Annotated in this window: 23 protein-coding genes; 11 read left to right on the top strand and 12 right to left on the bottom strand. The window is 70.2% G+C overall.

Annotated features, from left to right (window positions below; genetic code table 11):
- Nucleotides 1-119 precede the first annotated feature (119 nt).
- Nucleotides 120-947, top strand: coding sequence for an SAM-dependent methyltransferase (locus V5O40_RS02570; RefSeq protein WP_332903935.1), 828 nt, complete (start codon nucleotides 120-122; stop codon nucleotides 945-947).
- A gap of 67 nt (nucleotides 948-1,014) precedes the next feature.
- Here V5O40_RS02570 and V5O40_RS02565 read toward each other — a convergent pair whose 3' ends face one another.
- From V5O40_RS02565 to V5O40_RS02555, 3 genes are all read right to left on the bottom strand, one after another.
- Nucleotides 1,015-4,650 (bottom strand): CHAT domain-containing tetratricopeptide repeat protein, encoded by a 3,636-nt coding sequence (locus V5O40_RS02565; protein ID WP_332903934.1) that lies wholly within the window; start codon nucleotides 4,648-4,650, stop codon nucleotides 1,015-1,017.
- Between the two features lie 4 nt (nucleotides 4,651-4,654).
- On the bottom strand, nucleotides 4,655-5,755 hold the full coding sequence (locus tag V5O40_RS02560; protein WP_332903933.1) for a hypothetical protein: 1,101 nt from the start codon (nucleotides 5,753-5,755) through the stop codon (nucleotides 4,655-4,657).
- Nucleotides 5,756-5,906: 151 nt separating this feature from the next.
- On the bottom strand, nucleotides 5,907-6,296 hold the full coding sequence (locus V5O40_RS02555; RefSeq protein ID WP_332903932.1) for a nuclear transport factor 2 family protein: 390 nt from the start codon (nucleotides 6,294-6,296) through the stop codon (nucleotides 5,907-5,909).
- An 80-nt stretch (nucleotides 6,297-6,376) separates the two neighbouring features.
- Here V5O40_RS02555 and V5O40_RS02550 point away from each other — a divergent pair, with 80 nt between their 5' ends.
- Complete coding sequence (locus tag V5O40_RS02550) at nucleotides 6,377-7,144, top strand: helix-turn-helix domain-containing protein (protein WP_332903931.1); 768 nt, start codon at nucleotides 6,377-6,379, stop codon at nucleotides 7,142-7,144.
- Between the two features lie 47 nt (nucleotides 7,145-7,191).
- Here the strand turns inward: V5O40_RS02550 and V5O40_RS02545 are convergent, their stop codons facing one another.
- Nucleotides 7,192-7,584 carry a VOC family protein gene (locus V5O40_RS02545; protein ID WP_332903930.1) on the bottom strand — a complete coding sequence of 131 codons (393 nt, stop codon included), beginning with the start codon at nucleotides 7,582-7,584 and terminating at the stop codon, nucleotides 7,192-7,194.
- A 117-nt stretch (nucleotides 7,585-7,701) separates the two neighbouring features.
- On the bottom strand, nucleotides 7,702-8,640 hold the full coding sequence (locus V5O40_RS02540) for an alpha/beta hydrolase (RefSeq protein ID WP_332903929.1): 939 nt from the start codon (nucleotides 8,638-8,640) through the stop codon (nucleotides 7,702-7,704).
- 52 nt (nucleotides 8,641-8,692) lie between these two features.
- Between V5O40_RS02540 and V5O40_RS02535 the strand changes: the two genes are divergently transcribed.
- Nucleotides 8,693-9,115: a winged helix-turn-helix transcriptional regulator gene (locus V5O40_RS02535; RefSeq protein WP_332903928.1), complete on the top strand. Its 423-nt coding sequence runs from the start codon at nucleotides 8,693-8,695 to the stop codon at nucleotides 9,113-9,115.
- Between the two features lie 101 nt (nucleotides 9,116-9,216).
- On the opposite strand, the gene V5O40_RS02530 is transcribed toward V5O40_RS02535, so the two are convergent.
- The 4 genes from V5O40_RS02530 to V5O40_RS02515 all read right to left on the bottom strand — a co-directional run bounded on the left by V5O40_RS02530 (nucleotide 9,217) and on the right by V5O40_RS02515 (nucleotide 11,979).
- Nucleotides 9,217-9,612: a VOC family protein gene (locus tag V5O40_RS02530; protein ID WP_332903927.1), complete on the bottom strand. Its 396-nt coding sequence runs from the start codon at nucleotides 9,610-9,612 to the stop codon at nucleotides 9,217-9,219.
- A gap of 199 nt (nucleotides 9,613-9,811) precedes the next feature.
- A complete protein-coding gene (locus V5O40_RS02525; RefSeq protein WP_332903926.1) occupies nucleotides 9,812-10,606 on the bottom strand; it encodes an alpha/beta fold hydrolase in 795 nt (264 codons plus the stop codon).
- 67 nt (nucleotides 10,607-10,673) lie between these two features.
- The gene (locus V5O40_RS02520; protein WP_269742155.1) at nucleotides 10,674-11,243 is read right to left on the bottom strand and encodes a DJ-1/PfpI family protein; all 570 of its coding nucleotides are present in this window, start codon (nucleotides 11,241-11,243) and stop codon (nucleotides 10,674-10,676) included.
- 82 nt (nucleotides 11,244-11,325) lie between these two features.
- Entirely contained in the window at nucleotides 11,326-11,979 is a 654-nt protein-coding gene (locus tag V5O40_RS02515; protein WP_332903925.1) for a GntR family transcriptional regulator, read from the bottom strand.
- A gap of 529 nt (nucleotides 11,980-12,508) precedes the next feature.
- On the opposite strand from V5O40_RS02515, the gene V5O40_RS02510 reads away from it, so the two are divergent.
- The 7 genes from V5O40_RS02510 (at nucleotide 12,509) to V5O40_RS02480 (ending at nucleotide 20,980) form a co-directional block, all read left to right on the top strand.
- The gene (locus V5O40_RS02510) at nucleotides 12,509-13,894 is read left to right on the top strand and encodes a sugar ABC transporter substrate-binding protein (RefSeq protein ID WP_332903924.1); all 1,386 of its coding nucleotides are present in this window, start codon (nucleotides 12,509-12,511) and stop codon (nucleotides 13,892-13,894) included.
- Nucleotides 13,895-13,908: 14 nt separating this feature from the next.
- Nucleotides 13,909-14,841, top strand: a complete 933-nt coding sequence (locus tag V5O40_RS02505) for a carbohydrate ABC transporter permease (protein WP_269742158.1) — start codon at nucleotides 13,909-13,911, stop codon at nucleotides 14,839-14,841.
- Complete coding sequence (locus V5O40_RS02500; RefSeq protein WP_332903923.1) at nucleotides 14,841-15,752, top strand: carbohydrate ABC transporter permease; 912 nt, start codon at nucleotides 14,841-14,843, stop codon at nucleotides 15,750-15,752. Before V5O40_RS02505 ends, V5O40_RS02500 begins: the two co-directional genes overlap by 1 nt.
- Nucleotides 15,752-16,819, top strand: a complete 1,068-nt coding sequence (locus V5O40_RS02495; protein WP_332903922.1) for an ABC transporter ATP-binding protein — start codon at nucleotides 15,752-15,754, stop codon at nucleotides 16,817-16,819. Before V5O40_RS02500 ends, V5O40_RS02495 begins: the two co-directional genes overlap by 1 nt.
- Nucleotides 16,819-17,895: an ABC transporter ATP-binding protein gene (locus V5O40_RS02490; RefSeq protein WP_332903921.1), complete on the top strand. Its 1,077-nt coding sequence runs from the start codon at nucleotides 16,819-16,821 to the stop codon at nucleotides 17,893-17,895. The genes V5O40_RS02495 and V5O40_RS02490 overlap by 1 nt, the downstream gene beginning before the upstream one ends.
- Nucleotides 17,896-18,163: 268 nt before the next feature.
- On the top strand, nucleotides 18,164-19,624 hold the full coding sequence (locus V5O40_RS02485) for an NAD-dependent succinate-semialdehyde dehydrogenase (protein WP_332903920.1): 1,461 nt from the start codon (nucleotides 18,164-18,166) through the stop codon (nucleotides 19,622-19,624).
- A 138-nt stretch (nucleotides 19,625-19,762) separates the two neighbouring features.
- The gene (locus tag V5O40_RS02480; protein ID WP_332903919.1) at nucleotides 19,763-20,980 is read left to right on the top strand and encodes an iron-containing alcohol dehydrogenase; all 1,218 of its coding nucleotides are present in this window, start codon (nucleotides 19,763-19,765) and stop codon (nucleotides 20,978-20,980) included.
- A gap of 23 nt (nucleotides 20,981-21,003) precedes the next feature.
- On the opposite strand, the gene V5O40_RS02475 is transcribed toward V5O40_RS02480, so the two are convergent.
- Genes V5O40_RS02475 through V5O40_RS02465 form a run of 3 tightly spaced genes read right to left on the bottom strand, consistent with a single transcriptional unit; the run spans nucleotide 21,004 to nucleotide 23,683 of the window.
- Entirely contained in the window at nucleotides 21,004-21,822 is an 819-nt protein-coding gene (locus V5O40_RS02475; RefSeq protein ID WP_332903918.1) for an ABC transporter ATP-binding protein, read from the bottom strand.
- Entirely contained in the window at nucleotides 21,819-22,682 is an 864-nt protein-coding gene (locus V5O40_RS02470; RefSeq protein ID WP_332903917.1) for an ABC transporter permease, read from the bottom strand. The genes V5O40_RS02475 and V5O40_RS02470 overlap by 4 nt, the downstream gene beginning before the upstream one ends.
- On the bottom strand, nucleotides 22,679-23,683 hold the full coding sequence (locus V5O40_RS02465) for an ABC transporter substrate-binding protein (RefSeq protein WP_332903916.1): 1,005 nt from the start codon (nucleotides 23,681-23,683) through the stop codon (nucleotides 22,679-22,681). The genes V5O40_RS02470 and V5O40_RS02465 overlap by 4 nt, the downstream gene beginning before the upstream one ends.
- A gap of 150 nt (nucleotides 23,684-23,833) precedes the next feature.
- Between V5O40_RS02465 and V5O40_RS02460 the strand changes: the two genes are divergently transcribed.
- Nucleotides 23,834-24,538, top strand: coding sequence for a GntR family transcriptional regulator (locus V5O40_RS02460; RefSeq protein WP_332903915.1), 705 nt, complete (start codon nucleotides 23,834-23,836; stop codon nucleotides 24,536-24,538).
- The last annotated feature ends 122 nt before the right edge of the window (nucleotides 24,539-24,660 follow it).

Raw genomic sequence — 24,660 nt, 5'->3', positions numbered from 1 at the left:
GGTGGGAGCGATACCAGCGGGGCGACAATCCGCACCGTCCGATCGCTACACTTCCCACCAAGGTCCGGCGCCGCCCACGGAAACCGGTGCGTCGATCAGATTCGGATGGAGATGCCATTGTGACCCGCGACGAGGCCGCACCCCCCGGAATCGACCTCACCGTTCCCAGCGTGGCCCGGGTCTACGACTACTTTCTGGGCGGTAAGGACAACTTCGAGGTCGACCGGAAGGTCGCCGAGCACGCCCTGCGGATCACTCCCGACGGGCCGGCCGCCGGCCAGGCGAACCGGGCCTTCCTGCGCCGGGTGATCCGCTTCCTCGCCACCGAGGCCGGCATCGACCAGTTCCTCGACATCGGGTCGGGCCTGCCCACCCAGGGCAACGTGCACGAGGTCGCCGCCGAGCACAACCCGAGCGCCCGGGTGGTCTACGTGGACAACGACCCGATCGTCCTGACGCACGGGCGGGCGCTGCTCGCCGCGGAAGGCCGGGCCACGGTGATCCAGGCCGACATCCGTCGACCGCAGGAGATCCTCGGCCACCCGGACGTCGGTCGGTTCCTCGACCTCGACCGGCCGATCGGGCTGCTGCTCTTCGCGATCCTGCACCACCTCGGCGACGACGAGGATCCGCGAGCGGTGTCGGCCGAGTTGATCGAGGCGCTGCCGTCGGGCAGCTACGTGGCGATCTCACACTTCCGTGATCCGGGTGAGCGGGATCCGGAAGGCTCCCGTAAGGCCCGCGAGGTCGAGCGGGTCTTCAACGAGTCGCTGGGTACCGGTCGCTGGCGTACCGACGAGGAGATCCTCTCCTTCGCCGACGGGCTGACGCTGCTGGAGCCGGGGCTGGTGCCGCTGGCCGAGTGGCGTCCGGATCCGGGCACGCCCGCGCCGAAGCAGACCGACACCTACCACACCTTCGTCGGACTCCTTGCCCGCAAACCGTAGGCGGTCGCGAGGTAGCGCGGAAGATCGTCGTCGCCCGCGCCGGACGGTTCGCGGTGCCGGTAGAAACCTAACTTCCGACCGGCGCGCCGCCGTAGACGGTGAACGAGACCCAGTCGGCCAGTCCGGCGAACGGACGGACCGTCCGGTACGCCGGCGCGCTCGTGGACACGTGTCGGGACGTCGCCCCCGCCGGTAGTGGCTGACCCTCCACGAGCCTGCTCAGATGGCGCTGCCAGGTCACGAACGCCTCCATCTCGCCCGCCGTCCGGTGCGCCACCGCGATGGTGCGGCACCCCAGCACGGCCTGGTCGCCCCCCGCCGCCACCAGGTGGACGCCCCGCTCCACCAGATCGGCCGCACTCGCCTCGCGCAACTGTCGCTGCGCCTGGCCGAGGACCGGGCCGACCTGCGCCAGGCCGAGCGGGCCCGCCGGGTCCAGCCCGTCGTAGAACCAACCCATCAGCAGCGCCGTCGCCAGGTCGGGGACCGGCCGGATCGCCGTCACCAGGCCGCTGGCGCCAGCCGCCAGCAGGGTCCGGCCCAGCCCGACGAGTTCGTCTCCGTCGCGCACCTCATGCCGACCGCTGTCGCAGGCACTCAGGACGACAAGCACGCCGCTCCAGTTCCACTGCGCCAGTCGGGCCAGGCTCACCAGATCGGCACCCGAATCCGGCTCGGCGGCGGCGCGCGGATCCAGCGGTTCGCCGCGTCGGATGTCGCCGTCGAGATGCCGTCCCCGTACGACCTCATCCAGGTTCCGCGGCGCACCGGGTGTCGGCGCGGCGGCCAGCACCAGTCCGCTGCGCTCGGGACGCCGCCGATCGAAGACCGCGTGGCAGGCCAGATGGACCAACCGGGGGCGTTCGGGCCCGGCGAGGGCGTCGGCGAGCCAGGCCGAGGTGACCGCCGCGCCGGTCCGCTGCGTGCCGCCGAGCCGGGCGGCCACGTAGGCGCACTCGGCACGTGCGTAGGGCAGGTCACCGAGGGTGTCGCCGCACACGACGACGCGGCCCGCCGGCGCGCCGCGCCGGTCGGGTTCGCCGCTGGGCGGGTTGGTGCGTGCCGGGACTGACCGGTGTGCCCGCAGCAGCGAGGCGCTCGGCAGCAGGTACGTCCTGGGCCGGACCCTGATCTCCGCGGTGTCGGACGGTCCGGCTCCACCGGCGTCGTCGGCGGTCCTGGCCGGTGGCAGTACGTGCAGGGGAACCAGGTGCAGGGTGCCGTGCGGCACCACGTAGACGGGCCGGCCGGGCGGCACGTCGGCGATGGGCGCGGTGAGTGCGGCGTGCACCGGATGCTCGACCAGCTCGCGAAGCCGGTCGTCGTCGGCCGAGGCGAGCAGGTCCGTCCAGCCGTCGACGTCGGTGGCGGCCACAGCGCCGGGACCGGGCGGCCCCAGCACACGTCGGGCGGTGAGCTCGGTGCCGCTCAACGTGAACGCCCACACGCCGAACGGGCCGGTCAGGTACTCCACCAGGACGGCGTCTCCCGCGGCGGCCAGTAACGGGGCCACCTCGTCGGCAGTGATCGGCTCGGCCATCCGGTGGGCGCGCATCGTCGGGTGGGTCGCGGCCATCTGCTGCCACAGGTCATGCAGCTCACCGCGTACCCTCGACTGCTCCTCGGAGGCCGACATCCGACGCACCAACAGCCGCCGACGCTCCTCGGTGTCGACGGACCCGTCGACGTCCATGCCCGAGGCGCGCAGCCGCCGCAGCTCGGCCCAGAGCGCGGCCTCGCGGGCCACCAGCGGGTCAGCCGGGTCGACGCCGGTCTCCCGGTCCCGCATCGCCTCCAGCAGCGCCCGCGACTTCGCCCGCTCCAGCAGCGCGAACGCCTCCTCGACCCGGCCCAGCTCCACCGCCAGGTCCGCGGCCTCCACGAACGGCGGCGTGACGATCGCACCGTAGCCTGCCGCCCCGCTCAGGTCGGCGATGCCCTGGCGCAGCTCGTCGTAACCGTCGCAGGCGTCGCGGAGCATCCGCAGCGTCTGTTCGGTGCGCTCACCGGCGGCCAGCGCGGCGAGACCCAGCGCCGCGTCCGCCGGGTAGCGCACGGCCGCGGCTGTCGCCTCGCCGCGCAACGCGACAAGCCGGGCCCGGAAGGGCGCGGCCTGCTCCGCCCGGCCCGAGCGCGACCAGTCCAGCACCAGTGTGCCGAGTCGAAGCGCCAGCCGATCCAGGCCGGCGAAGGGCAGCTCCGCACCGTGCCGCTCGTGTGCGCGCTGCACCGTGTCGATCGAGGCCAGCAGGTAACGGTCGGCGAGCGCCGTCGCGCCGTGGTCGCGGGCCACCCCCGCCATGATGGAGTCCAGGATGCCCAGGTCGCCGGTGGTCTCGACGGGGAACTGCCCGTTCAGGAAGGTGAAGAGCGCCCGAGCCTGCGCTGCCAGCTCCAACAGGTTCAACCCGGTACGGGTCGGGTCGCGGGAGAGCAGCGTACACAGGTTGATCAAAGCGGTGAACTCGGCGCGGGCGTCGCCGATCTCGTGTGCCGTCCGTCGGGCCTGCTCCAGCAGTGCCAGCGCCTCGTCGTGGCGACCGACCATGGCGTAGAGCAGGCCGAGGGACGACCAGACCGCCGGCAGCGCGTGTGCGGCGCCGAGCTGGTTCCACAGGTCCTCGGCCGTGCGCAGGGAGCGCTCCGCCTCGCCGTAGCGGTGCTCCATCAGATGCCGCTGACCTTCCTCACTCGCCCGCTTGGCGAAATAGGCCGGCGCACCGATGGTGAGGTCCTGACGTATCCGTGGGTCGCCCAGCTTCGCGACCATCTCCCGGAAGGCCGGGTGGGCCAGGGCCAGCAGGTCATCGCCCATCCGCTCCCGGGTCGCCGCCTCGATGCGCTCGACCCGGGCCCGGAAGCCGGTCGTGTAGTGCGCGGCGTCCACCTCGGAGTGCAGGTCGTGGATGAGGTCGTGGGCGGCGGTGAACGCCTCACCGGCGGAGCCGGGGTTCGCCTCCCGGCGTATCGTCGCCAGGTTGATCATCGCCTTGTAGGCGTCGTACCGGGCCGGCGAGTCGGCCAGCAACCGAACGGCCTCAGCCGCTGCCTGGATCGCCTCGTCGTGCCGGCCCTGCCGGAAGAACTCCCGGGCCATGTTGTCCAGCAGGATCCCCCGCCGGGGCCCCGCCACGCCAGGCTGGGCCAGCGCCCGCCGGTAGAGCTCCTCGGCACCGTCCCTGCCCTGCCGGTGCAAGACCTCCGCGTGCCCGGAGAGCGCCGAGACCAGCCCGGTCTTGTCGGTGACCAGCTCCGCGAGCTGGGTCGCCATGCCGAACAACTTGACCGCCTGCTCCAGACGATCATCGGCGATCTCCACGGTGGCCATCCCGATGATCGCCGCGACCCGCAGATCCACCGCCCGCTCCCGGTCGCTCTCCGACATGGCGGCGGCCACCTCGAAGGCCATCGCGTACGCCCTACGGGCGTCGTCGAGCCGACCGACGACCCGCGCGCACTGGCCGAGCAGGCGGAAGACCAGGAAGCTGCCGGGGCTGGGCGAAAGGGCCTGGGCGTGGCCGACCAGTCCCCGCAACACCCGGTCCGCCTCCGCCAGCTGACCGGTGTTGACGAGTTCGTGCGCCCAGTTGGCGGCGCCCAGCAACATCTCCTCGGTGACCTCGTCGCCTTCGCCCGGCCCGGTGGACCGGCCCGTGTCGTCCGGGGCACCGGAGTCGGATCGGCGTCGACGGAAGATCGGCATGGCCTCAACGCCCCAATCGTCGCAGCAGGATCTCCGGGTCGTCTTCGAACTCCGTCGCACCGTCGCCGTCGGGCCCGTCGCCGTCGCGGTGTTCCCCGCCGCGTACCGTGCCGGCCGGGGCGCAGGCACGCTCCACCAGCGCGACGTACTGGCGTTGGTACTCCTCGAACAGGGCCTCCTGCTGCGGGCGGATCAACTCGTCGGTGCAGAGTGCTCCGGCGGTCTGCCGCCACAGCACCTGGGCCGCACCCAGGTCACCGTCCGCGAGGTGCTGGCGGGTCCGCTGCCAGAGCTGGAAGAAGGCCAACTGGCGGTAGTCGTCGCGGTGCCGGGTCGCCTCGACCCGGACCAGGATGAAGTCGTGCTCCGTGTAGGGCACGGTCGTGCCGTCCGCGGCCACCCGGCAGAGCCGACCACCGGCCACCCCGAGCGACGCCAACTCCGCCTGGGTCGCCTGCCCCGCCGACCGGCGGATGATCACGAAGTGGGTGGGCGCCAGCTCCGTCGGGCCACGGGCCATGCCGGCCGGGCCGGTCGGCGCGGACCAGGACTGGTGCACGCCCACGCGCAGCTCCAGCGCCGCCGAGTCCACGAAGGACTCGATACCGTCGATGAGCGCCTTGGCGACCCTGGCGGAACCCAGTAGCCCGGCGAAGCCGATGGCGCTGCTCACGTTCTCGATCAGGTTCAGCGACCGCTGCAACGTGTCCGACGTCTTGGCGCGGAACAACGCCAGCAACAGACTCACGTCGTCGCCCTCGTAGGGCACCGGCCCGGCCACCCGCAGGTTGGAGATCTCCACCGCGTCGCGCTCGCCGGTGACCTGCAGCCGCCGACTCAGCTCGCTCGCACCGATCAGGTGCGGCACCGCGACCCGGTTGCCATCGCGCAGGAACTCGGTCACCACGGCACCGAAGGGCAGGAACTCCCGCCACAGCTCGCGCTCGTTGGCCAGCCACAGCTGACTGACCCTGATCACCAGATAGACCTCGTCGGCCACGAACGGCGCGGCGTCGGTCGGGCCGTCCAGTGTGGGCACCGGTCGAGCGATGATGCCCTCCGACTGCCGCGCGAGCACCCGGCGCACAAGATCACGCAACGCCATGCACTGCTCCCCACTCCAGCCCGACTCCGTCACGTTAGCGCGTGATCGCAAAGCGCGAGGTGTCGCGCGGCCGAGCAGCTCGTCGGACGGCCCGGGCACATGTACGTCTCCGGGCGGCCGCGCGATGCCCGTCGTAGCGGCGCACCCGCGGTCAACGCCGAGCGGGTTCCCACCACACAAGGTTGGCCGCGACCTGGGCGACCGGCTCGATGATCTCCCACCCCTCGGTGATCAGTCCGTCGGCGACACGCCAGATGTCGACCACCGCGATCTCAGGGCCCGCGTCCGGAAGCCAGCGCCGCGAGTACACGACGACATGATCACCGTCGGCCAGTACCTGATGAATCTCCACCCGCATGCCGGCGAGCGGCACCAGCGCGGCGCGGACGGCGGCGAGCCACTCCCCCTTGGTCGAGCTGATCGGACCCGGCCGATGGTGGACGAAGTCGTCACTCAGCGACCGGGCGAGCGCGTCGACGTCACCCGTCTCGATCAACCCGGCCAGCGCACGTTGGACGATGTTCTTGTTCTCCATGGTCATGGACGCAGTATTTCCGCGTCCGCGGGCCTTGTCGATGACATCGGATTTCATGGTGTCCGGCTCGGGGATGGGTACTCTTCATGATCGTGCACACGGTCGGGGAACTCCTGCGGCAGTGGCGGCGACGCCGAGGGCTCAGCCAACTGGATCTCGCGATCGCCACCGACGTCTCGGCTCGTCACGTCAGCCTGGTCGAGACCGGCAAATCCAAGCCGAGCGCCGACATGATCCTCCGGCTCGCCGCTCAGCTCCACGTGCCCCTACGTGATCGCAACCGGCTCCTGCTGGCCGGCGGCTTCGCACCCCGGTACACCGAGCGTCCACTCGACGACGACGCACTGTCGGCCGTCCACGACGCGATCAGCCGGGTGCTCCGCGCACACGAGCCGTATCCGGCGGTGGTGTTCGACCGCCGGTGGAACATCGTGATGACCAATCGCGCCGTCGACCCGTTCTTCGCACAGGTGGCTCCCGACCTGCTGCGGGCACCGGTCAACCTGGTACGGCTGGGGCTGAACCCCCGAGGGCTCGCGCGCCTGGTCGTCAACCTGGCCGACGTGCGCGCGGTGTTCCGCACCCGGATCGCACGCCAGCTCGCCACCGCCCCCGACCCTGAACTCACCGCGCTCTACGACGAACTCCTGGCGCCCGGACCCGACGAGACGTCGGACGAACGGATCGACGGCGATGTCGTGATCCCGATGATCCTCAACGTCGGCGGACGAGAACTGCGACTGTTCTCGACCATCACCACGTTCGGTACGCCGATGGACATCACGATCGACGAGGTCGCGATCGAGTCCTACTACCCCGCGGACGCGGAGAGCGCCGCCTACTTCACGCGGTAGCGCGTGCCGCCCGCCGGGCACGCCACCCGTGGGTCCGTGCGCCGCCGTCAGCCGTAGTACTCGACCAGGCAGAACTCGTGGCCCTCCGGGTCGGCCATGACGACGACGCCCTGCTCGTAGTCGTGCCGCTCACCGGTGGACCGGCCACCGAGCTTGATGACCTCCGTCATGGCCTCGTCGATATCGTCAACGGAGATGTCGAGGTGGATCCGCACCTTGCCGACTCGAAGCTCAGGCACCGGCTGGAACACCAGCCGTGGCTGCGGGTCACCTCGCTCGCCCAGGTAGACCCAGCCCTCCTGCGACGAGCCGGGCTCGCGACCGAGCAGGGCGCTCCAGAAGCCGGCCACCCGCTCGGGGTCGAGGCAGTCGATCGTCACACCGGACCAGACGTGCGCCATGCGCCGATCCTGACAGAGCAGGTCCATCACATCGCCCACGCCGCCGAGGTTCTTCGGCGACCACGCCAGCCCGCCGTACGGTCGTCGCTCCGCGTCAACGCGGTCGTGGCCGGTAGACAGGCGACGTGCCTCCGGAGGTTCCGGCTCTCGCCGCGATCATGGACTCGTGGGCATCGCGGTAGCGCCGCCCAGGTGGCGGTGCAGGAAGGTCGCGGCGGCGCCGGCGGCCCGACTGACGTACGGCTCCACGTCGTAGAGGTCGATGTGCTGCTCGGCGTCGAGCCAGCGGATCTCCTTCGGTCCGGTCGCCTCGGCGTAGAGCGCCTCGGCGAGTTCCGGTGCACAGTAGGCGTCGGTCCGGCCATGCACGACCAGCAGCGGAGTGGCGGCGAGCAACGGCGCCGCGCCAAGCGCGTCGAAGGTCATCAGCGCGTGCAGCGAGCCGTAGGTGACCCGGTTCTCCCAGTGCGCCGCCGCCGACCGCTCGGTGCCGTAGTAGGCGAACGGCTCGTCGCCGCCCATCGCCGCGGGTGCGCCGTCGGCGGCCACCGCCGGCAACTCGTCGTCGTAGCGCTCCACGAATGAGACCAGCGCCTGGCGGTACCCGTCGGGGTCGCCCGCACTGAAGCGCACGGGGCTGTTGTACCCGCCGGCGATGCCCACGACCGCGCGGATCCTCGGGTCGGTGGTGGCCGCGCGGACCGCGTAACCGCCACCGAGACAGATCCCGACGACGGCCACCCGAGCCGCGTCCACGGCCGGGTGCGCGGCGAGCAGGCTCACCGCTGCGCGCAGGTCGGCGAGCTTGCCCTGGCTGTCCTCGTGAGCGCGGCGCCCGCCGCTCTCGCCGAAGCCGCGGTGGTCGAAGGCGAGTGTGGTCAGACCGTGTTCGTGCAGCCGAGCGGCGTACGTGCCGACGACCTGCTCCTTCACGCCGGTGAACGGCCCGGTCAGCACGACAGCGGGCGCGCCGTCGGCGGCCACGGCGAGGTTGCCGACCAGCGTGAGACCATCGGCGGTGAATGCGACACGCTCGGTGTTCAGGTCGCCACCGGGGTAGGTGTGGATGCGGTGCTCGGGCGTGCGGTCGGACATGGCGACGGTGTTCCCTTCGGCGTCTACTGTTGGCTCGACGCTAGGTCGCACGGTGCTCGTCGAACAGAAGGCACTTCCCGGTGCCCTTCGACGCGCGGTCCAACACCCGGGGGTGCTCATGTCGCTGGTGATTCCGGACGTCCTCGACGAGGGCTGCACGACGCGGCAGGCGATCGAGCGGCTCGCCTCCAAGTGGCGGATTCTGATCATCTACGCGCTGCTCGCCGGTCCCCAACGGCACGCCGAGCTGCGTCGCCGCGTCGCGGGGGTCACCCAGAAGGTCCTGACCGAGACACTGCGCGAGATGGAGCGCGACGGGCTGGTGCAGCGACGGGTGCTCAGGGAGGCACCGCCGCAGCACGTCGAGTACGCCTTGACCGACCTCGGCAAGACCCTTCAGGAGCCACTCGCCGCCATCTGTGCCTGGGCGACGGAGAACAGTGCCGTCAGATCAGCTGCCGCGCCGCCGACCTAGTGGCCCGGTCCGTCGGACGGTCGCGACGGTGACAATCGACGCGACCCACGCCGTCCAGGCTCACCTCGGACGCGAGGAGGCGACCGAGGCCGTCGAGCGCTCTACTGCGGTGACCCGGTCCAGGCGAACAGGTCGACGACGTTGCCGTCCGGATCGCGCACCTGTGCGTAACGCTGCCCCCACGGCGCGTCCCAGGGCGCGTTGACCGAGGAGTAGCCGGCGGTCACCAGGTCAGCGTGGCAGCGGTCCACCTCGGCGGCATCGGAGCAGAGAAAGGCCCAGCCACCGGAGGGCGGTGCCGGCTGGTAGCCCGGATCGAAGGACCGCAACGAGGCGTGCGTGTCCCACTTGAGGCGGATACCGCCCGCGACCGTCGTCTCGACGTGCGGCTCCTGCTCGGCACCGGCCGGAAACTCAAGGCCCAGCCGCCGATAGAAGGCGAGGGACGCTGCCATGTCGGCCACCGCGAGGCCGATCGCGTTGAACGTGGGCGCCATGACTCAGACCTTACGTCCGGGATCCTGGTCGCGCGCAGCGACCAGCATGCTCGGTGACCGGGCTGCCCGGTCACCAGACCTGGGACGAGCTTTCCGGACGGCGACGACGGCGGCATCGGGTCGGCGGAGGTGCGACCCACCCTCAACCGAGCGTCGGAACCACGCCCGGAACGCAATGCGCGCGGCGGCAGGGCACGGGCTACGGACCTGCCGCAGCTGTTCGATGCCGGCGGTCCCGCCGCAGGAAGCACGACAGCAGGTCCCTGAACTCGTGCGGATGCTCGACCGCCGGCACGTGCCCGCACCGGCCGAGCACGTGCAGACGGACATCGGCCAGGTGATCCAGGAGGGGCAGGGCTGCCGTCTCGAGCGGGGTGATCCGGTCCTCGGCGCCGTGCACGAGCAGCACCGGCGCGCGGACCGCTGCCAACGCCTGCGCCGAGAGGGTGAGCTCGTCGACCCATCGTGCCCTGGGTGGCGGGAACAACGACGCGTACGCGGCCGCCCCGGCTCGCATCGCCGTCGCCCGGGCATCGACGGCCGAGTCGCTCACCAGCGCCTGGTCGTGGACGAGGCGACTCAGCATGTCCCGCGCTCCGAGGGCGTTGGCGGGGGCGGCCCAGATCGCATCGAGCCCTTCCGACAGCGGCGCCTCGGGGGCGCCCATCGTCGAGACCGCCACGACCCGGGTGACCTGCCCGGGTCGCGCGGCCGCCAACGCCAGCGCCACGGCACCGCCCATGGAGTGACCCACCACGTCGTAGTGGTCGATACCGAGGGCATCCATCAGGCTCGCAGCCTGCTCCGACCACAGTCGGAGCCCACCGCGGGAACCCGTCGGGACCGGCGTACGGCCGAACCCCGCCTGGTCGGGAGCCACCAGGTGCCAGGACGTGCCGAGCGCCTCGGCCGTCGGTGCCCAGGCTCCGGTCCCGGTCGTGCCGGGTCCGGAGCCGTGCAGCATCAGTACCGCGGGCCCGGTGCCGCTTTCCATGACATGGACGGGCGAGCCGTCCACCGTGACGGTGCGAAGCGTCGTCACCGGGGCGGGCCAGGTGTGCTCACGCCGACGCGGAGCCGACGGACTTCGAGAACAGCTCCATCATGGCCCTGCCGAACTGCGGCATGTCCGGCCAGCCCCGGCAGGAGACGAGGTTGCCGTCCACCACGTCGGGAGCGTCGATGACCGTCGCGCCCGCGTTCTCCATGTCCCCGGTGATGGGTGGGAAGCACGCCGTCTTCCGGCCCTTCAGCAGCCCGTACACCGCCGGCACCTGGGCGCCGTGGCAGACCAGGGCGATGGGGAGGTTACGCGCGAAGAAGTGCTCGGTGATGCGCCGGACGTCGGCGTCGACCCGGATCCACTCGGGGGCACGTCCCCCGGGGATGATCAGGGCGTCGTAGCGCTCGACGTCGACCTCGGCCCAGGGCACGTCGACCGGCAGCTTCCGGCCGTTCTTCTCCACGTAGGCGTCGGAGTTCGGGTCGAACTCGTGGATGACCAGTTGCACGTCACGCCTCGTCCGTGACGAGACGTCAACGTCCCAGCCGCCCTCCTGCACGCGGTAGTAGGGATACATGGTGTCGAGTTCCTCGGCGGCGTCGCCGGTCAGGAGCAGCGCTCTGGGCACCTGCTTCTCCTCGCGTCCGGGGGCGGGTAGGTAGATCCAATCCGATCCGATTCAGTTAGCATTCCCCGGCCCAGCCCGCCCGTCAAGCCTCCAGCGCCACCGCGTCGGCGTCCTTGGCCTCGTCGAACAACCGCCGGAAACGCTCGCCGGAGCGCAGGATGTGCCGGCGCATCGCGTACGCGGCGGCGTCGGGGTCACGCGCGGCGATCGCGGCCACGATCTGCTCGTGCTCGGCCATGGCCAGGTGGGTGACCTGGGTGTCGTGGTGCAGCCGGAAGAGGTGCACATGGCTGTGCAGACGCGCCAGCGACTCCCGGATTACCTGGTTCTCCGCGCTCAGGGCGACGAGGTCGTGAAAGGCGGCGTCGCGCAGACCGAAGGCGCCGTACGCCGCAGGCCCGCTGCCCCCCTCCAGCTCCGCCATCTCCTCGAGCATCGCCCGCAGACCGGCCACCTGGGCCAGGGACGCGCGTTCGGCCGATCTGCGCGCCGCGGCCGGCTCGAGGAGCAGGCGGACCTCGAGCATGTCCTCGAAGCGGCGCCGGGTGATCTGCGGCGGTATGCGGTAGCCGGCGTGGGGCACCCGCACGACCAGGCCCTCGGCCTCCATGCGGTTCAGGGCGTCCCGGATCGGCGTCTGCGAGACCCCCAGCTCGCGCGCCAGAACGTCGATCGTGACGCGGGAGCCGGGCTCGATCCGGAGCGACATGAGCTGTCCGAGCAGCGTGTCGTACACCTCGTCGGCGAGCCGGCCACCAGATCTTCCCGACGACGTTCCGCCCGCCACGACTCGACGGCCCCGCCCGATCATTCCTTCGTCGTCCATCGTGACGTGCGGCCCTTCTTTGCGTCTTCCGGAACCTGTTGACATCAGTCACAACTCTGCGACATGCTGACGCCCCAGCCGGATCGTATAGGAAAAATGGCGAACCACCGCCATCCACCACCGTCGCGGAGCCACCCGCGATCGTTCTACTCCGATCACCTGGAGCGCCCATGAGCGTGCTCGACGTCCTGCTCGGTCCGCGTCCGGACCGCGGCTGGACCGGAGGGACGCTCGGCGGCGCGAAGATCCAGTACATCACGACGTACTCGTGACGCCGGTCCGCGGGGCGGTCCCGCGGCAGCCCGCCGAACCGCCGGAAAGAACCCAGCAACTGCTCGGCGAAGCACAGGGCGACGGTCCCGAAGCTCTCATCCGGAAAGCAGGCGAGAAGATGCGCTTTCAACAGCGAATAGGACGACCATCCGTTCCCGGTCGAAGGGTGCAGCTGGCGACGGCGGCCATGCTGCTGGTGGCCACGACCCTGGTGGCCTGCGGCGATGGCCAGGACGACGACGGCCAGGCGAGCGCCCCCAAGGCACCGGCGACCATCCCGGAGCTCACCAACGACCCGCTGACCCTCAGCTTCATCTGGTTCGACTGGCCGCCCGCCCAGGCACTTGAGGACTTCGCGAACGCGGAGTACAAGAAGGAGCGGCCGAACGCGACCGTCAAGGTCAACACCGTGCCGAACGCGAACTGGCACGACGCGATGTTCACCCAGTTCGCCGCCCGCAAGACCGACTTCGACATCGCGATCCTGGACTCGCAGCACATCGGCGAGGCCGTGACGAACGGCAACATCCTCGACATCACCGACTTCGTCAAGAGCAACATCGACGTCGCGGCCTACAACCCGTACCTCCTGGCCGCGTACGGCCAGTTCCCCCAGGCGGAGACCGGCAAGCGCGACGAGAACGCCAGCCTGTACGGGCTGCCGCTGCTCGGCGACACCTGGACGATGATCTATCGCAAGGACCTGATCGGCGACCAGCCACCGCAGACCTGGGATGAAATGATCTCAGTCGCGGAGAAGTGCCAGGCGGACAACCCCGGCGTCAGCGGGCTGGCGTTCCACCAGGCCAACGGCTCCGACGCCGCGGCCGTCACCTACAACACGGTCAACGGCGTCTACGGCGGCAATCTCTGGGACCCCAAGACGCGCAAGATCGAGGGTGTCCTCAACGACGCCGCGGGCCAGGAGGCGATGGACGTCCTGGTCAACCGGATGAAGCCACTGACCGCCAGGGGATCCGGCAACTGGTTCATCGACGAGGTGAACGCGGCGGTCGCCCAGGGCAAGGCGTGCATCGCGTTCAACTGGATCGCGGCGAGCGGCGGCCTGCTCGATCCGAAGCAGTCGACGCTCGGCTCCACCCGGGAGCAGATTCTCGACAAGCTGGGTTTTGCCACCCTGCCGAGCCAGAAGACCAACCTGGTCCCGCTCGGCGGCATGGGGATGCACGTGTCGGCCTACTCCGCCGAGGCGAACCAGGTTGAGGCCCTGAACTTCATGAAGTGGTTCCAGCGGGCGGACATCCAGAAGAAGTGGGCCGCGGCCGGTGGTGTGCCGTCGCGTACGGACGCCCTGGAATCGCCCGAGTTCCTCAATGCCGGTCCGTTCAACCAGGTGTACGCCGACTCGGTGCCGCGGATGCGGGACATGTGGAACGTGCCGGAGTACGCCCGCCTCGTCGACATCGAGAACACCAACGTGAACGCGGCTCTCAACGGCGCGAAGGCGCCGAAGGAGGCGCTCGACGACATCGCCAAGGAGCAGCAGGCCGTGCTCGACTCCAGCAGCCGCAGGGGCGGCGGCGGACTGTGAGCGACGCCGTACCTGTGACGACCGACCACCCCGGGCAGGTGGCGTCCGCGACGCCACCTGCACCGGGTCGGTCCCGCCGGCTGAGCGACCGCTGGCTCGCCGTGGCCTTCATCTCCCCGGCGCTGCTGCTGTTGCTCGCGATGTCCGTGTTCCCGCTGCTGTGGGCGTTGTACCTGTCCTTCACCGACTACTCGGCCACCCGCGGCGGGCCCGCCCGTTCCGTCGGATTCGGGAACTACACCGCCATCCTGACATCGGCGCAGGTCCACCAGCGGGCCCTGACGACGTTGATCTACGTGGTCGGCGCGGTCACCCTGCAGACCGTGCTCGGTTTCGGCATCGCCTACCTGATCTCGCGGCGCACACACGGGCGAGGAGTGCTGACCACCCTGTTCCTGGTGCCGATGATGCTGTCGCCGGTGGTGGTCGGGCTGTTCTGGCGATTCATGCTCGACGCCCAGTTCGGCGTGATCAACAGCATGCTCGGCTCGCTCGGCCTGGGACAGGTGGAGTGGCTCACCCGGCAGCGCACGGCGTTGATCTCCCTGATCGTGGTCGACACCTGGCAGTGGACGCCGTTCATCATGCTCATCGCCCTCGCCGGCCTCACCGCCGTGCCCAAGTACCTGTACGAGGCCGCCTCGATCGACCGGGCGTCCGAGTGGTTCCGGTTCCGCACCATCACGCTTCCGCTGGTGTGGCCGCTGCTGCTCATCGCCGTGCTGTTCCGGGCCATCGAGGCCTTCCGGCTGTTCGACCTCGTCTACATCCTCACCAACGGCGGCCCGGGCGTCTCCACCGAGACGTTGTCGTTCCACGTCTACAAGGTCGCGTTCCTGGGCTTCAACACCGGAACCGCGTCGGCGTACGGGATCCTCATGGTCCTCGTCGTCATCGTCCTCACGCAGCTCTACCTGCGCTACCTGAACAAGCTCAAGGAGGGCTGATGGCCGTCTCCGTCGACGAGGCCGTGTCCACAGGTCCCGCCCGGGACCGCACGCGTCCCGCGCGCCGCCTCGGCGGCCGGGGCCGCTCCGCGGTGGAGGTCGCGCTGCTGACCGTGCTGGCCGTGGTGATGCTCTTCCCCGTGCTGTGGATGATCGAGACGTCCATCAAGGAGAACCGGGACGTCTACGCCGTCCCGGCCGAGTTCTTCGGCTTCACGGTCACCATGGACCACTTCAAGGACGTGTTCGTCGGCCCCGACGGGGGTCGCTCGGCGCTGTCCGTCGCGTTCCTCAACTCCGCCGTGGTCGCCGGAGTCTCCACGGTGCTGGCCACCGTGCTGGGAGTCCCGGCGGCCTGGGCCTACTCCCGCCTCGCCGTGCGGGCCCGGAAGGACCAGCTGTTCTTCATCCTGTCCACCCGCTTCATGCCGCCCGTCGTGGTCGTGATCCCGATCTTCCTCATGTACCGCCAGGTCGGACTCATCGACAGCAAGCTCGGCCTGATCCTCATCTACACCGCGTTCAACGTCCCGTTCACGATCTGGATGATGAAGGGGTTCGTCGACGAGGTGCCCGCGGAGTACGAGGACGCCGCCATGCTCGACGGCTACACCCGCCTGCAGGCGTTCTGGCGGTTCACCCTTCCCCTGCTCGTACCCGGCATCGCCGCGACGGCGGTCTTCGCGCTCATCTTCTCGTGGAACGAGTTCGTGTTCGCCATCTTCCTCACCTCCAGCGACAGCGTGCGCACGGCCCCACCCGCCATCGCCGGCCTCATCGGTGGCACCACCACGGACTGGGGTCTCGTGGCCGCCGCGTCCGTGGTGTTCGCCCTGCCGGTGCTCGTCTTCGCCTACCTGGTGCGCAAGCACCTCGTCGCCGGTGTGACGCTCGGGGCGGTGCGACGCTGATGGCGGGCATCGAGGTGACCGCCCTGCACAAGCGCTACCCGGACGGGACCGTCGCGGTCGATCACGTCGACCTGTCCATCGACGATGGCGAGCTGTTCGTGATGCTCGGCCCGTCGGGTTGCGGCAAGACGACCACACTGCGGGCCATCGCCGGGCTGGAACGGCAGACGACAGGCGACATCCGCATCGGCGACACGCTGGTCAACGACCTGCCGCCCGCCGAGCGCGACATCGCCATGGTGTTCCAGTTCTACGCTCTCTACCCGCATCTGAGAACCCGCGACAACCTGGCGTTCCCACTTCGGGCCGAGGGGCTGCCCAAGGCGGAGGTGCGCGAGCGGGTCGCCGAGGCCGCCCGCCTGATGCGGCTCGATTCGCTGCTCGACCGGCGTCCACGCCAGCTGTCCGGCGGCGAGCAGCAACGCGTCGCGCTGGCTCGCGCTCTGGTGCGACGACCACGCGCGTTCCTCATGGACGAGCCGCTCACCAATCTGGACGCGGAGCTGCGGGCGGACATGCGCACGGAGATCAAGCACCTGCAGGGGGAAATGGGGACGACGATGGTCTACGTCACCCACGACCAGGTCGAGGCGATGTCGCTCGGCCACCGGATCGCGATTCTCAACAAGGGCCGCGTCGAGCAGATCGGGACGCCGCTGGAGGTCTACAACCGTCCGGCGAGTCTCTTCTGCGCCGCGTTCATCGGCTCGCCGCCGATGAACCTGATCGAGGTGGAGGTGGCCGACGGGAAGCTGCGCAGTCAGGGCGGACTGGTCCTCACCCCGCCGCCCGGACTGCCGCGCGACCGTCGCCTGGTCGCCGGCGTCCGGCCGGAGGCGTTGGAGGTGACCGAACCGGGGGCGCAGCGTTCCGTCCCGGCCCGCGTGGTCTCGGCGGAGTGGCTGGGCGACGAGATCATCTACGTGATCGACCACAGCGGCCAACGGGACGTACGGGTACGGATGCCACCGACGGTCCGGTTCGGCGCTGACGCCCCGGTCGGGCTGCGGCACACCGGCGGAACCCCCACGGTCTACGACGTGCACACGGAAGAACTGGTGGCCTGATGGGAACCGTGGCAGCACACGGGCTGTGCAAGTCCTTCGGCAAGGTCCAGGCCCTGGACGGGGTGACGCTGGACGTCCCGGACGGCTCGTTCTTCGTCGTGCTCGGGCCCTCCGGGGCGGGCAAGACGACGACCCTACGGGCGATCGCCGGCCTGGAGAAGCTCGACGCCGGGTCGGTGCAGCTGGACGGCAGGGACGCCACCGGTGACGCCCCGGCCGATCGCGACCTGGCCATGGTCTTCCAGAACTACGCCCTCTACCCGCGACACACGGCGTACGAGAACATCGCGTCGCCGCTGCGGGCCCGCCGCTGTTCCGCGAGCGAGATCGCCGCCGCCGTCGAGCGGATGTCGAGGCTGCTGCACATCGACCGGCTGCTGCAACGTCGTCCCGCGCAGCTGTCGGGCGGTGAGATGCAGCGGGTCGCCCTGGCTCGGGCGCTGGTCCGTAGCCCGCGCGCGTTTCTCATGGACGAGCCGCTGACGAACCTCGATCTCAAGCTCCGCGTCGAGATGCGTACCGAGCTCACCCGCATCCACCGCAGTCTCGGAGCGACCTTCGTCTACGTGACGAACGACCAGGTCGAGGCGCTGTCCATGGCCGACCAGGTCGCGGTCCTCAAGGAGGGGAAGGTGCAACAGGTCGGCACGCCGACCGAGGTGTACGAGCGTCCCGCCAACAAGTGGGTCGCCGGCTTCGTCGGGAGCCCCCCGATCAGCCTGCTCGCCTGCCACGCCGAGGGAGACCGGCTGGTCGGTGCGCAGGGCTGGACGCTGCCGCGGCCCCGCTGGAGCACCGCCGAGGACGGTCGTGCGCTGCTGCTCGGCGTGCGCGCCGAGGACCTGTCCGTCGAGCAGCGTGGGCACGCGTCGTTGTCCGGGGAGCTCTACGGCCTCGAGCCGCTCGGTGACCGGACGGTGGTCGACGTCCAGGTGGGATCGGAGATCCTCAAGGTCAAGGCACGACCCACCGTCACCGGAACGCCGGGCGAACGGGTGCAGGTCACGGTCGACCTGGACCGTGCGCACCTGTTCGACGCGGACACCGGGCTGTCGCTGTCCGAGGCCGGGCGGTAACCGCGCCGAGCAGCGACGGCACCATGCGCCCGTACCCGACGATCGGACCTCGACGGAGCGTCACCACCGCGCGAGGCCTGACGGCACGCAGCCGGCCGCGGAAGGCGACCGGTGACGCGCGGCGTCGCCCGGCAGACCAGACCACCGCCACATCCGACCCGCTCGGCGACCTGGCCCCCGGCGCGGGCGGGTGACCCGTCCGGCTACCCGCACCGCGCGGTCGTCGAGGCAGCCGGACATCACCAGGAAGATCAGAGGAGGCGACGCAATGAGTGACCCGATGGACGTCCTGGCTCCCGAGCATCGGCGGCTCCGGATCGGCGACGCCTGGCGCGACGCCGCGAGCGGAGCCACCTTCGCCGTCGAGGACCCGGCCACCGGCACGACCATCGCCGAGGTGGCGGACGCCGACGTCGTGGACGGGCTCGCGGCTCTGGACGCGGCGAGCGCGGCGATGGGGCGGTGGGCGGCGACCCCACCACGGAGACGGTCGGAGTTGTTGACGGCGACGCACCGGGCACTGACCGAGCGGACCGAGGAGATCGCCCGCTTGATCACGCTCGAGATGGGCAAGCCGCTCGCCGAGGCTCGGGCCGAGGTGGCGTACGGCGCCGAGTTCTTCCGCTGGTTCGCCGAGGAGGCGGTACGCGTCGAAGGGCGCTACAGCACCGCTCCCGGAGGCGGGTACCGCATCCTCACCGTGCCGAAGCCGGTCGGCCCGTGCGTCTTCGTGACGCCCTGGAACTTCCCACTGGCCATGGGCGCCCGCAAGATCGCCCCCGCGTTGGCCGCCGGCTGCACGACAATCACCAAACCAGCAGGTCAGACGCCACTGACCATGCTGCTCCTGGCCCGCATCATGGAGGAGGTGGGCGTTCCCCCGGGCGTCGTCAACGTGGTGACCACCAAGCGTTCCGGTGCCGTGGTCTCCGCACTGCTTGCCGACAGCCGCACCCGCAAGCTGTCGTTCACCGGGTCGACCGAGGTCGGGCGGGTGCTGCTGCGACAGGCTGCGGACAACGTGCTGCGCACCTCCATGGAACTGGGCGGCAACGCGGCCCTGATCGTGTGTGCCGACGCGGACCTGGATGTCGCGATCGACGGCGCCATGGTGGCCAAGATGCGCAACATCGGGGAGTCCTGCATCGCGGCCAACCGGATCTACGTCGAGGAACCGGTGCGCGAGGAGTTCACGGCGCGTTTCGCCGAGCGGATGGGCGCGCTCTCGGTGGGTCACGGTCTCGACGACGGCGTGGACGTCGGCGCACTGATCGACGAGGCGTCGGTCGCCACCATCGACGGGCTGGTCGCCGACGCGGTCGATCGCGGCGCCCGGGTCCTGGTCGGTGGCAAGCGTCCGGACGGGCCGGGTCACTTCTACCCGCCCACCGTCCTGGTCGACGTGCCCGAGGACGCGCGGATGCTCAGCGCGGAGATCTTCGGCCCGGTCGCGCCGATCATCTCGTTCACCTCCGACGACGACGTGCTGGCGAAGGCCAACGACACCGAGCACGGCCTGGTCGGATACGTCTTCACCCGCGACCTTGCGCGGGCGCTCCGGTTCACCGAGGGGCTGGAGACGGGGATGATCGGCATCAACCGTGGTCTGATATCGGACCCGTCGGCTCCGTTCGGCGGCGTCAAGCAGTCCGGGATCGGCAAGGAGGGGTCACACGAGGGCATCCTCGAGTACCTCGACGTCACCTACGCGGCGATCGACCTGCCGTGACCGGCCTGCCGCCGTGGACGTACGCCGGGCATCCCCACGCCCCGCGCACGTCCGACCTCGCCGACGCCGTCCCGGTCTCGCAGGTGACCTGGACGTTTGCCCAGCAGATCACCGCCGACGTTCCGGAGAGGCACCGACATGCTTGAGACCGTCCGCGGACCACGCCAGTTGATAGTGGGCGAAGGGGTCGCACAGAACATCCCACGGGTGGTGGCCGAGAGCGGCTCGCGCGTCCTCGTCGTGACCGACCGGGTGCTGCTGGGGCAGCCGGGTGTGGCCGAGATCGTCGCCGCCGTGCGCAAGAAGGTCGAGGTCGTCGAGGTGTTCTCCGACGCGACTCCGGACGTGCCACTGGCCGATGTCGCCCTGGCCGTCGCGGTCGCCGCCGAGGTGGACGCCGACGTGATCCTCGCCGTCGGCGGTGGCACGGTGATCGATCTCGCCAAGGTCGTCGGCGTCATCCGGCGCCACGGTGGGACGCCGCGCGACTTCTACGGCGAGTCGAAGGTGCCGGGTCGGACGATTCCTCTCGTCGCGGTCCCGACGACGTCGGGCACCGGCTCCGAACTCACCCCCGTCTCGGTGCTGACCGACCCGGACCGCGAGTTGAAGGTGGGCATCTCCAGCGTCCACATCGTGCCCGACTTCGCCATCGTCGACCCGGAACTCACGTACACCTGCCCGGCGACCGTCACCGCCCACTCCGGCATCGACGCGCTCTGTCATGCCGTGGAGAGCTACACCGCGCGCCCCCGGCCGCACGGACCGCGTGACCCGGTGGAGCAGGTGTTCCTCGGCCGCAACCCGATCACCGACCACTACGCCCTCCTGGCCGCGGAGCGGATCGCCCGTAGCCTGCCTCGGGCTGTCCGGGACGGCGGCGACACGGAGGCGCGCGCCGACATGTCCTACGGGTCCATGCTCGCCGGGCTGGCCTTCTCCCACGCCGGCAACGCGGCCCCGCACGCCCTTCAGTACCCCATCGGCGCGGCCACGCACACGCCGCACGGCCTGGGCGTCGGGCTGCTCCTGCCCTACGCGCTGGACGCGGCCAGGGACGCCATCGCCGACCGGTTGGCCATTCTCGCCGGAGTGTGCGGGCTCGACGTGACCGACGCCTCGGACGTCGAGGCGGCAGATGCGTTCCTCACCTGGCTCGACGCGCTCCTCGCCGACATCGGCATCCCGCCCACCTTGGCGGACATCGGCGTGGCCCGCGCCGACCTCCCCCGCTTCGCGGAGATGGCCAGTGGCGTCACCCGCCTGATCCAGAACCACCCGGGCCCGACCGACACCGCAAGCCTGACCGCGATCCTCGAAGCGGCCTGGAGCGGGGATCGGGCCCGGCGGTCCTGACCGGCGGTGCGGCAGCGTTCTCGCTACCCCGGGGCGACCGAGGCGAGGGCGACGTCAGGCAACTGGGCGTGGATGGCGTCGAGCAGGCGCCGCTTGATCGTGTTGAACTCCGGTGCCGTCACGTCGCGGGGGCGGGCGAGAGTCACCCGCTCCTCGTGGACGATGTGGCCGGGAACACCGTGGTTTGGTCCACCGCTCATGACGATCACCCGGTCGGCGAGGAAAAGCGCCTCCTCGACGCTGTGGGTAACGAACAGCACTGTCGGTCGGACCTGCTGCCATATCTCGGTCAGGGAATGTTGGAGGCGTTCGCGGGTCAACGAGTCCAACGCGCCGAACGGCTCGTCCATCAGCAGCACCGCAGGATCGTTGGCGAGCACCCGAGCGATGGCCACGCGTTGCTGCATGCCTCCGGACAACTCGCTGGGATATCGCTCCGCGAAGCTGTCCAGTTGAACCATGGTGAGGTAGCGGGCGGTCCGGGCGGTGATCTCGGCGCTCGGCAGGCCGCGTTGTCTCGGGCCGTACGCGATGTTCGCCGCGACGGTCAGCCAGGGGAACAGACCGTAGTCCTGAAAGACCACACCCCGGTCGGGCCCCGGACCGTCGACCGGGCCGTTGCGGGCGTCGAGCTGCCCGCTGGTGATGTCCTCGAAGCCGGCGACCAGACGCAGCAGAGTACTCTTGCCGCACCCGCTGGCGCCGACGAGGCAGACGAACTCGCCTTCGGCGACATCGAGGTCGATTCCACGCAACGCCTCGACGGCGGTGCCACGATGGCCGGTGTAGGTCTTGCCGACGTCCTTGATGCGTAGCGCGAGTGGAGTCGCGGTGGCGGTCATCGATCGCCTCCCAGGAGCGGACGGCCGCGCAGCAGCAGGCGCAGCGTGAGAGTCATGAAACGGTCCGAAAGGTAGCCGGCCAGCCCGATCGTCAGCATCCCGACGATGATGAGTTCGGTACGGCTCACCTGCCACGCCTGGGTGATGAGGGCACCGAGGCCGGTCTCCACGCCTACGGTCTCGCCCACGACGAGGACGACCCAGCAGAAGCCGAGCCCGATGCGCATGCCGGCGAACACGTTCGGGGCGGCCGCCGGGAGAACGACCTTCCACAGGGAACGGTGCCGGCCGGTGCCCAACATCGCCGCCGCTTCGAGCAGCCGTGGTGGTACGGCCTTCACCCCGGCGATGGTGTTCAGCAGCACCGGGAAGAAACCGGCGATGACGATCAGGACGATTGCCGACTTCGAGCCGATCCCGACGATGACGACCATGAGTGGTGCCCACGCGGTGACCGGTATCGGGCGGAGCAGGGAGATCATCAGGTCGAGCATCCGCGACACCAACGCGGACCGGCCCATCAGCACCCCGAGCGGCACGGCAACCAGGCATGCGATGCCAAACCCGATACCGACCCGCTCGGCCGAGGCGAGGATGTGCAGGCCGAGGGTCGAGCCGAACGCCGAGCCGCCTTGGAGCAGGTCGAGCGCGCTCCTGCCGACGTCGCCCGGCGCGGGCAGGTTGGCCACCCACCCCTGTCCCACCGCGACGTGCCACAGCGCCAGCGCCAGCACCGGCACCGGGACCGCCAGGGCAGCCCGTCCGAGCCGGTCGGCGTGACGCCGCACCGGGGCAGGGGCGGTCGTGGTGCGAACTGTGGTGCGAGCGGCGGTCGGCGGAGAGTTCAGCACCTCGGTCATGGCATCGCCTTCCCGACGAACGACGTATCGACGAAGGCGGTGTAGTCGGGCTCCTGCTGCAGGGAACCGACGGAGCGCATCTGCTCGCCGAGTACCTTGATCTGGGCGAGATACGAGTCGTCCATGAGCCAGCGCAGGGTGATGTTCTCGACCGCGATGCTGAGCGACTCCTCCCGGAACCCGTACTGGTCGACGACCGCCCGGATCCAGTCACTCTTGGCGGCAGCCATGTGCTCCGTGGCCTTGGCGTGTACGGCGACCATCGCCGTCACGAGGGCGGGCGACTTCTCGATCACGTCGGCGTTGGTGACGAAAGCAATGTTGATCTTCCCCATGTCGGTGTCGTACGGGTGGGTCACCAGGATCGCGTCCCCCTTGGCCAGCGCATCGGACGGCCCGACCTCGGCACCGGAGAAGGCATCGATGTCACCTCGGCTCAATGCGGCCGCCATGTCGGCGAACTGGACGTTCACCAGGTTCACGTCGGCCACCGCCAGGCCGGCGTCGCGCAGCGTCAACCGCAGCAGAATGTCCTGTGCCGATCCCGGCACATAGCCGATCCGCTTGCCACGCAGATCCGCCACCGCGGTGATGCCGGCCTTCTTGCCGGCCACGATCGCCGAGCCACCGTCGGCCGCGGCGGCCACCACGACGACCCGCTCTCCGGCCGCCGCGCCCTGCAGTGCCGAGGTGATGCCGGTGACGCCGAACTCGAGGTCACCGCTGACGACCGCGTTCTTGATCTCAGTCGAGTTGGCGAAGGGTACGACCTTAAGAGTCACCCCCTCGGGCAGATAACGTTCGTAGAACAGCGCATGGGACAGGTGCGGTTGCCGTAGCACGCCCACCCGAACCTCATGTCGTGGCCCGTCATAGGCCACCCGATCCGCGGGATCGGCAGCTTCGCCGGTGTCGCCGGCGACTCCGCCACAGCCGGCCAGAACCAGTACGCCCGCCAGCGCGGCTGTCAGCACCCGTGGCGTGGTCGTCCGTCGCTTCACGAGACCTCCCAGTGGCTTGGATTTCCTATAGGACGTTTGCCTTGTTTCCCGGCTGTCACTAATCGGTCAGGTGCCGGTAAAATCGCTGCTAGAAACCGGACCTACAGGCGTGACCAGCCTCGCCGAGCGGGCGAGCGCTATGATCTGGCCATGGTTCCTATAGGTCACACCGCTCCCCAGGAGCCGTTCGTCCTCGCGGCACTCGAACGCACCGGCCGGGCCGGGGCGACAGCGGACCGAGTGAGTGCGGTGCTGACCGAGGCGATCCTGTGCGGTGGCTTCAGACCCGGCGCACACCTCAACGCCGACACCCTCGCCCGTCAACTCGGGCTCAGCCACATCCCGGTCCGGGAGGCGCTTCGATCACTGCACGCCGAAGGCTGGGTGGAGATGCGCCCACACTCCGGCGCCTTCGTCCGCAGTCGGACGCAGCAGGAACTGGCCGACCTGTTCGAGATGCGACTTCTGCTGGAGTCGCAGGCCGCAGCCCTCGCCGCCGAGCGCCGCTCCGCCACACAACTCGACGAACTCGCCCGCATCCTCGACGCTCAGGCCGCCGCGACCAACGCGCCCGAACTCGCCAGCATCAACGAACAGTTCCACCAGACCGTGGCCGCATGCTCACACAACGGGATCCTCACCGACGCGATCCGCCGGCTCGGCCGCCGGGCGAGGTTCTACTTTCTCACCGTCGCACCGAAGCGTCGCGCGGACTCGCTGCGGGAACACCGGCAGCTGACCGATGCGATCCGGCGTCGGGACGTCGACGCCGCCGCGACAATCGCCCGCGACCACGTCGCCCACACTCGTGCGGACGTGCACGACGCCCTACGCGTCACCGACGCCATCGGCTGATCCGAGACCAGGCACACCACCAGACCGTGCAGCGCGGCGGCGAGTCATCACCGTCCGACTCCCACCCGCCCCGCGTCAGTCCACTTCGGAACAGCTCGCGTCGACGGTCTCACACGTCTCCC

The organism is Micromonospora palythoicola (genome assembly GCF_036689795.1).
Taxonomy (GTDB): Bacteria; Actinomycetota; Actinomycetes; order Mycobacteriales; family Micromonosporaceae; genus Micromonospora; species Micromonospora palythoicola.
The sequence above is the reverse complement of the archived record's forward strand: the minus strand, read 5'-3'. Positions and strand labels throughout refer to the sequence as shown.